The organism is Actinomycetospora sp., from assembly GCF_036497245.1.
GTDB lineage: Bacteria > Actinomycetota > Actinomycetes > Mycobacteriales > Pseudonocardiaceae > Actinomycetospora.
Window position 1 is genome coordinate 1 of record NZ_DASXJS010000069.1, and the last position, 6,749, is coordinate 6,749.

Annotated in this window: 8 protein-coding genes and 1 pseudogene; 7 read left to right on the forward strand and 2 right to left on the reverse strand. The window is 73.3% G+C overall.

What is annotated here, in order from left to right; genetic code table 11:
* Nucleotides 1-38: 38 nt before the first annotated feature.
* From VGI02_RS07630 to VGI02_RS29105, 7 genes and pseudogenes are all read left to right on the forward strand, one after another.
* Complete coding sequence (locus VGI02_RS07630) at nt 39-719, forward strand: class I SAM-dependent methyltransferase (RefSeq protein WP_331626696.1); 681 nt, start codon at nt 39-41, stop codon at nt 717-719.
* A 255-nt stretch (nt 720-974) separates the two neighbouring features.
* Nucleotides 975-1,397: a cupin domain-containing protein gene (locus VGI02_RS07635; RefSeq protein ID WP_331626703.1), complete on the forward strand. Its 423-nt coding sequence runs from the start codon at nt 975-977 to the stop codon at nt 1,395-1,397.
* A 123-nt stretch (nt 1,398-1,520) separates the two neighbouring features.
* Nucleotides 1,521-2,519, forward strand: a complete 999-nt coding sequence (locus VGI02_RS07640; RefSeq protein WP_331626697.1) for a hypothetical protein — start codon at nt 1,521-1,523, stop codon at nt 2,517-2,519.
* A gap of 74 nt (nt 2,520-2,593) precedes the next feature.
* Entirely contained in the window at nt 2,594-2,893 is a 300-nt protein-coding gene (locus VGI02_RS07645) for a hypothetical protein (RefSeq protein WP_331626698.1), read from the forward strand.
* Nucleotides 2,894-3,095: 202 nt separating this feature from the next.
* Nucleotides 3,096-3,542, forward strand: coding sequence for a MerR family DNA-binding protein (locus VGI02_RS07650; RefSeq protein ID WP_331626699.1), 447 nt, complete (start codon nt 3,096-3,098; stop codon nt 3,540-3,542).
* Between the two features lie 164 nt (nt 3,543-3,706).
* Complete coding sequence (locus VGI02_RS07655; RefSeq protein ID WP_331626700.1) at nt 3,707-4,537, forward strand: pentapeptide repeat-containing protein; 831 nt, start codon at nt 3,707-3,709, stop codon at nt 4,535-4,537.
* Between the two features lie 53 nt (nt 4,538-4,590).
* Nucleotides 4,591-4,851, forward strand: a pseudogene (locus tag VGI02_RS29105) (trypco2 family protein); the annotation flags it as partial.
* A 132-nt stretch (nt 4,852-4,983) separates the two neighbouring features.
* Here the strand turns inward: VGI02_RS29105 and VGI02_RS07660 are convergent.
* Nucleotides 4,984-6,438: a hypothetical protein gene (locus VGI02_RS07660; RefSeq protein WP_331626701.1), complete on the reverse strand. Its 1,455-nt coding sequence runs from the start codon at nt 6,436-6,438 to the stop codon at nt 4,984-4,986.
* 50 nt (nt 6,439-6,488) lie between these two features.
* Nucleotides 6,489-6,668 (reverse strand): hypothetical protein, encoded by a 180-nt coding sequence (locus VGI02_RS07665; RefSeq protein WP_331626702.1) that lies wholly within the window; start codon nt 6,666-6,668, stop codon nt 6,489-6,491.
* Between the last annotated feature and the right edge of the window lie 81 nt (nt 6,669-6,749).

Genomic DNA, 6,749 nt, shown 5'->3' on the forward strand with positions numbered 1-6,749 from the left:
GCGGATCCTGACGTGGCACGGTGCGTCTGTGCGCGAGGGTGAGCGGAGCCGGACGGCCGAGTACATGGCGTTGTTCCGGGCCGTGGAGACCGCGCAACCGCCGCGATCGACCATGGGATCATGGGATCGAGCAGCTGGTCATCCTCGGAGCCGGCTACGACAGCCGCGCCTACCGGCTGCCGGGCTGCGAGCGGTTGGACGTCTACGAGGTCGACCATCCCGACACTCAAGCGGTCAAGCGCCAGGTGATCGCCGACGCGCTCGGTCGGGGTCCAGCACACGTGCACTTCGTCGCCGTCGATTTCGATCGTGACGACCTGGGCGCGGCGCTCGACCGGGCCGGCTTCCAGCAGGGTCGACCGACCTTCGTGCTCTGGGAAGGCGTGGCCAGCCACCTCGCCGCCGACGCCGTCGACGCCACCGTGCGATGGGCGCACGACGCCACCGGTGAGCGGAGCGAATTGGCTTTCACCTACGTCCATCGCGGCCTGATCGACGGCACCGTGCCGTTCCCGCACGCAGAAGCATGGGTTCGCTCCGTGGCGAACGCGGGGGAGCCGTTCGTGTTCGGCTTCGACCCCGCTGAGCTCCCCGCCTACATGCACCGGCGCGGCTGGAACCGGCTCGAGGACATCTCCACCACTGAGGCCCTCACCCGCCACGGACTGGACCCGAGTGGGGTCCCGGCCTTCTATCGCATCGCCCGGGCGCGCCACTGAGATCACGGGTGCGGCCCCTCACCAGTGGCGATGAATCGTTGACGCGGAGTGAATCGGACGCATTTCTCCTCGGTCGCCGAGTGAGCGAGATCGAATTGTCCTGGCACCGCCCGTGTCCACGTCGACACTGCGGGTGGCGCGCCTTGACAGGCAGTCGATGCTCGACCTATCCGAAATGCATCCCTGGGGGAAAATATGACGACGCAGAAGTCGGCAGTCACCGATGAAACGCAGATCCGGTTCCTCGACTCGCTCATGGCGACACGAGCTGACAGCGCTCGAACCGACGGGCAGCTGGGTGTCACGGAGTTCTGGGCCGCCCAGGGACACGGCTCGCCGATGATGATTCACTCCCGGGAGGACGAGGGATACCTCGTCCTTGACGGCGAGCTGACGTTCTGGATCAACGACGACCGTCCATTCGTCCACGGGCCCGGCGGATTCGCCTGGATGCCGCGAGGGACTCCGCACGCCTACGCCGTGTCCTCTCCTACGGCGCGCTTCCTCTGCATCAACACGCCCGGCGGTCTCGAGAGCTTCTTCGGTGCCGTGGGTGCGCCTGCCGAGGGTGATGCGCTGCCGGTGGCCGGGTCGCCCACGTCGGATGAGATCGAGCGGGTCGAGGGGGCCGCCCGGGGCATGGGCATCACCATCACCGGCCCGCCGCCCGGGCTCTGATGCGTGTCGCTCGTTGTCGCTCGAGAGGGTGAAACCCGCGGCGCCACACGACGCGGCGGTAACGAGGACGCCTCCCTGCGCGAGATCGGCGTGACAAGCGCACGAGATCGGGGGAGCGGGGACATGACCCAGAACATCGACCGGCCGAGGCACCGCCGGAGCGACGCCGACGAGTACGCGGGCGTCGCCGCGAACGGCCGTGGCCCGATGTCGAACGGGTACGGAACCCCTCCCGGCGGCTACGGCGTCCCGCAGAACCACGGCGTCCCGCAGAACCACGGCGCCCCGCAGAACCAGGGCGCCCCGCAGTTCGTGCCGACCTTCGGGGGCTACGGCGCGCCGCAGCACGTCGGTGGCCAGCAGCACGTCGGTGGCCAGCAGCACGTCGGTGGCCAGCAGCACGTCGGTGGTCAGCAGTACGTCAGTGGTCAGCAGTACTACGCCAGCACGCAGAACTACGGCGCCCCGCAGTTCGCGCCGTACCCGCAGACCTACGCCACCCCGCAGCCGACCGCTCTCCCGCCGCAGCCCTCGAACGGCGTGCCGCCCCAGCGGTCCAACGGCATCGCGACCGCCGGTCTGGTGGTCGCCGTCATCGGCGCCGTCCTCTCGTTCATCCCGTTCGTCGGGACCGTCGCCTGGGGCCTCGCCCCGATCGGCCTCGTGCTCTCCGTCGTCGGGCTGGTCAAGTCCCGGAGCGCCCGGAACGGCCGTGGCGCGTCGATCGCCGGCATCGTCCTGAGCGTCGTGGCCCTGATCATGTGCGTCCTCTACACGGTCGCCTTCACCAGCGCCGTCACCACCACCGCGCAGCAGAGCACGGCCGTGCACAACGTGACGTACAAGGTCACCACCGCGAAGGGCACCAGGATCGCGGCCACCTACAGCCAGTCCCGGGACAACAACCTCGCCTCGGCGTCCGTCTCGGGTGCCGGCTCGCCGTGGAGCGCGAACGCCCAGGTCTCGGGCTTCATGGGCCCGACCGTGACCGCCTCGCTCAGCCCGGACATCAGCCACATGAACAAGTCCGACACGATCACCTGCACGATCATCGAGGACGGCGTCCAGGTCGCCCACGACTCCGCCACGGGCCCGAGCGCCATGGTGAGCTGCACCAAGTAGACCGATCGGCTCCGACACCCCGCCGTCCCCCGGGCCGGCGGGGTGTCGTCGTCGCACCACCTCGGGGAGGTGCGGTGGACCCGTCTCCGCCGGCCTGGCCGGCACGACGCCCGAGCCACGGGGACGTCACCCTGCGGGCCTACGACTCCCGCGACGTCGCCATGGTGCGGGACCTGGCGACCGACCCCTACGTCCCGCTCGTCGGCACCCTGCCCGCCCACGCCGACGAGGCCCAGGCCCTCGACTACATCGACGATCGGGGACCGCCGTCGGGATATGGCCGTCTACGCACGGCTGCGCGGGGACTGACGTCTCACGACGCGACCGCACGGAGAGCGGATCGTGTCCCGAACGCGACCACTTTGCTCCGTTGACGCCGAGGTGAGGACGCGGGACCGTCACCCAGTGGGCGTGTGCGGCCCCCTGCACGCGCCCCGGGATCGGCCGACGCCCTGTGGCTGATCACGGTGGCTCCGCCGATCTCCGCCCCCTTGGGGTCGGCGGAGTCACCCCCGGCGAGGCCCACCGTCGTGCGACTTGACTCTGGACCCGACTCCAGGTCCTACCGTCACCGTCATGGGTGAGAGCGCGACGCTGACGATCTCCGGCCTCGCGCGCGAGGCCGGGTTGCGGCCCGACACCGTGCGCTACTACGAGCGCGTCGGGCTCATGCCGACACCGGAGCGCACGAGCGGCGAGCACCGTCGCTACGGCGAGCCCGCCCTCGACCGGCTCCGGTTCATCCGGGGCGCCCAGCGCCTCGGACTGCGGCTGAGCGACATCGCCGACCTCCTCGCCGTCCGGGACACCGGGGCGTGCCCGTGCGAGCCGGCGGCGCCGCTCCTGCGCAGCCGCATCGCCGAGATCGACGCCGAGATGGCACGGCTGACCCGGCTGCGCGCCGACCTCGTCGCCATGGCCGACCAGGTGCCGAGCGCGACCTGCCCCGACCCGGTCCCGGGCACCTGGTGCCCACCCGACCACCGAGTGACCGGAGGGAGGTGCGACACATGCTCGAGCTGAGGGCCTGTCCCTGCTGCGACGACCCGACCTGCGACGGCTGTTCCTGCGGCTGCTGCTGAGGCCGGCGACTCCGCGTCCCGAGGGCCCCGGGGCGCGGGTTCCGGCGCGAGAAGGTGCTGCTCGGGTACGGAAGACGGTGGGGCGATCGCCTAGCGTCTCCGGCGATGGAACCGCTGGAGCTGGTCGCCGACTGCGCACGCTGTTCCGGGCTGTGCTGCGTCGCGCCCGCGTTCGCGCGCTCGGCGGACTTCGCGCTCGACAAGCCTGCGGAGACGCCGTGCCCGAACCTGCGCACATCGGTCCCGGGACGGACCGACGCGCCCTGCGGGATCCACACCGAACTGCTCGACCGTGGGTTCCCGGGCTGCGTGGCGTTCGACTGCTTCGGCGCCGGTCAACGGGTGTCCGCCGACTGGCGCGACGGTCCGGGGGCGGCGCGGGAGGCGTTCGACGCGTTCGCGGTCCTGCGCCCGCTCCACGAGATCCTCTGGTACCTCACAGAGCCGGTGCCCGAGGCGGACGACGGGCTGCGGGACGAGGTGACGGCCGCGGCCCGGCGGGTGGCGGGGCTGGCGGAGGGGTCGCCCGCGGGGGTCGACGTCGGGGCGGTGCGCGCCGAGGTCGGGGAGCTGCTCGGGCGGGTGAGCGAGGCGGTGCGGGGGTCCGCGGGGGCTCCGGGGCACGCGCGGGCGGACCTCGTCGGGCGGGATCTGCGCAGCGGGCGCGCGGCGCGGCGCCCGTTGGCGGGGACGACGCTGCGGGCTGCGCTGCTCATGGGCGCCGACCTCCGCGGGGTCGACCTCGGCCGCGCGGACCTGCTCGGGGCGGACCTACGGGGCGCGGACCTGCGCGGGACCCGGCTCGCGGACACGCTGTTCCTCACCGGTCCGCAGGTCGCCGCGGCACGGGGGGACGCGACGACGACGCGGCCCGCGCGGGTGCCGCGCCCGGCGGCGTGGGGCCCGGCCGCAGTGTCAGCGACGCGGCGTCGCTGACGTCGGACGACAGGAACTCCACATCGTCGGTGGGCACGGTTAGCGTGCGCGCCGTGACGGACACGGGGGACGGGCAGGACGACGACGGTCTGGGTCTGGACGAGGTCCTCGCGGCCCTGCGCCACGACCTCCTGACAGCGCAGCGCGCCAGCGGCGAGGAGAACGCGGGTCTCGGGGTGCGCGAGGTGAAGATCGAGCTCTCGGTCGAGGTCACCCGGCGGGTGAACGCGCGGGGCCAGGCCTCCGCGAAGTGGTTCGTGCTCTCCGGCTCCGTCTCGGGCGAGGGCAGCCGCGAGCGGAAGAGCACCAACCGCATCACGCTCACCTCGGCCCGGTGCAGGCGAAGCCCGACGGTGCCGCGACGGCGGGCGGGCCGGTGGCCGGGTCCGACATCTCGCCGGGGGTCCTCCCGCGTGCGGTCGCGGAGAACCCGCCGGAGGCCTGATTCAGGCGCGCCCGCGGCGGCCCGTCCGGTAGTGGCCCGGGGCGGGGAGCCGGACCTCGCGCCGCTGGCCGTGGTCGGGCCCGACCCGGTGCGCCAGCCGGCCACCGTGCAGCGCGATGAGCCCGGAGAGCAGGGGCTCGTGGTGGGTGGACGAGGTGGAGTCGAGGACGGCCTCGCCCACGACGTCGGGCCGCCCGGCCGCCCGCGCCGCCCGGTCCACCGCCTCGACCACCCACACGTAGTCCGGCATCGGCGTGAGCCGGTAGAGCCGCGCGAGCTCGGGGTCGACCCCGCGCCCCGCGAGCCGCTCGAGCCATTCGTCGGCGCGCGTCACGTACGTCCGCCACGTCAGGGCGTCGGCGGCGGCCGCCCGCGCGATCGGCTCGTCCTCGTCGGCCTGCCCCAGGTACCCGCGGAACCAGTGCTCCCCGGCGGCCTCGGCCCGTTCGGCGGTGACGTAGACGTCGGGCAGCAGCGGCAGGATCGCGGCCTGCCAGGGGCGGTGCGCGTCGTCGACCTCGTCGAACGGGTCGGTGACCTCGAGGTACGGACCGCGGGCGTCGTCGTGGCGCCACAGCCGCACCCCGGCACCCGACTCCGGCGAGACCCGTCGATAGCCGACGACGACCCAGGCGTGCGCCCGCGAGATCACGACGGGCGGCGCCTGGCTGTTGACGTAGCGGCAGAGGATGCCGTGCAGTGTCAGCATCCCGGCGTCGTCGTCCTCCGCGCGGGTCTGCGGCAGGTGCACCAGGCCGGGGGAGAGCCCGAGCCTCGTCGCGCCGGCCATCATCTGCTGCACCGACAGGCCCTCGCTGGGCACCTGGCGGCCGACGATCACCCCGCCCAACGCCGCGTCGTGCACCGCCGCGGTGAGCTGGCGCGGGATGCCGTGCGCGAGATGGGCGTGGCGCAGCACCATCCACAGCGTCGCGTGCGCGCAGCGCAGGTACTCGGCGTCCTGCGACAGGAACGGCATCGCGCGGACCGTGAGCGCCGTCCCGAACAGGGACAGGGTCTCGGTGGCCTCGCACCGGACGGCGCCGTCGAGACCCGGCGGCGGCGTGATCATGGTGCGGCCGACCGGCGTGGCCGGTAGCGGGCGCAGCACCGCATAGCCGCGGTACGCGGTCGGGTCGAGCCGGGTGAGGTCCTCCGGGTCGACGTCGTCGGTGAACAGGTGCCAGCGGTGGGTCACCGTGGGGTGCCGCCGGAAGAGCCGGCCGTGGAACGCGGCGTGCTCGCTGCGCCAGTCCGGGTCGAGGTGGCGCTGCTCGACGACCAGGGACCGCACGCCGTGCTCCCGGGCCAGGGCGACGACCCGTTCCAGCGGCGCGCAGGGGGCGCCACCCGCGTAGAAGTCGACGAGCTGGTCCCACCCCCCGTCGACGGTGACGTCGTAGACCGCGGCTGCCGCGTCGTCCGGGGACCAGGCGAGGAACGGCCAGTCGCTCACCCGTGAAGCACTATCACGGACCACCGACGGTGATCAGCGCATCCGGGCCGTCAGCGCAGCCGGATTCCGTCGCTCTCGTACTCGGCGCGCCGCTCGGCGTCGCGCACCCGGTCCAGCATGGCGCGGAACGCCCGCTGCTGCTCGGGACGGAGCAGCCCGAGCCGCTCGGCGAGGTCGCCCGCGGGCTCGCCCGGCTCCACGACGGTGCGCTTCCCGGCGATGCCGGCCATGTCGCCTCCCGAGGTCGGACACGTCCAGGTTACGCCGCGACCGGCACCCGCGGCGCCGCCGCGACCGGCGCGGGAGCGGGC

Bases quoted from the DNA above. Each gene is read 5' to 3' on its own strand.
- VGI02_RS07635 (WP_331626703.1), top strand. From the start codon at position 975: ATGGCGACACGAGCTGACAGCGCTCGAACCGACGGGCAGCTGGGTGTC.
- VGI02_RS07640 (WP_331626697.1), top strand. From the start codon at position 1,521: ATGACCCAGAACATCGACCGGCCGAGGCACCGCCGGAGCGACGCCGAC.
- VGI02_RS07650 (WP_331626699.1), top strand. From the start codon at position 3,096: ATGGGTGAGAGCGCGACGCTGACGATCTCCGGCCTCGCGCGCGAGGCC.
- VGI02_RS07655 (WP_331626700.1), top strand. From the start codon at position 3,707: ATGGAACCGCTGGAGCTGGTCGCCGACTGCGCACGCTGTTCCGGGCTG.
- VGI02_RS07665 (WP_331626702.1), bottom strand. From the start codon at position 6,668: ATGGCCGGCATCGCCGGGAAGCGCACCGTCGTGGAGCCGGGCGAGCCC.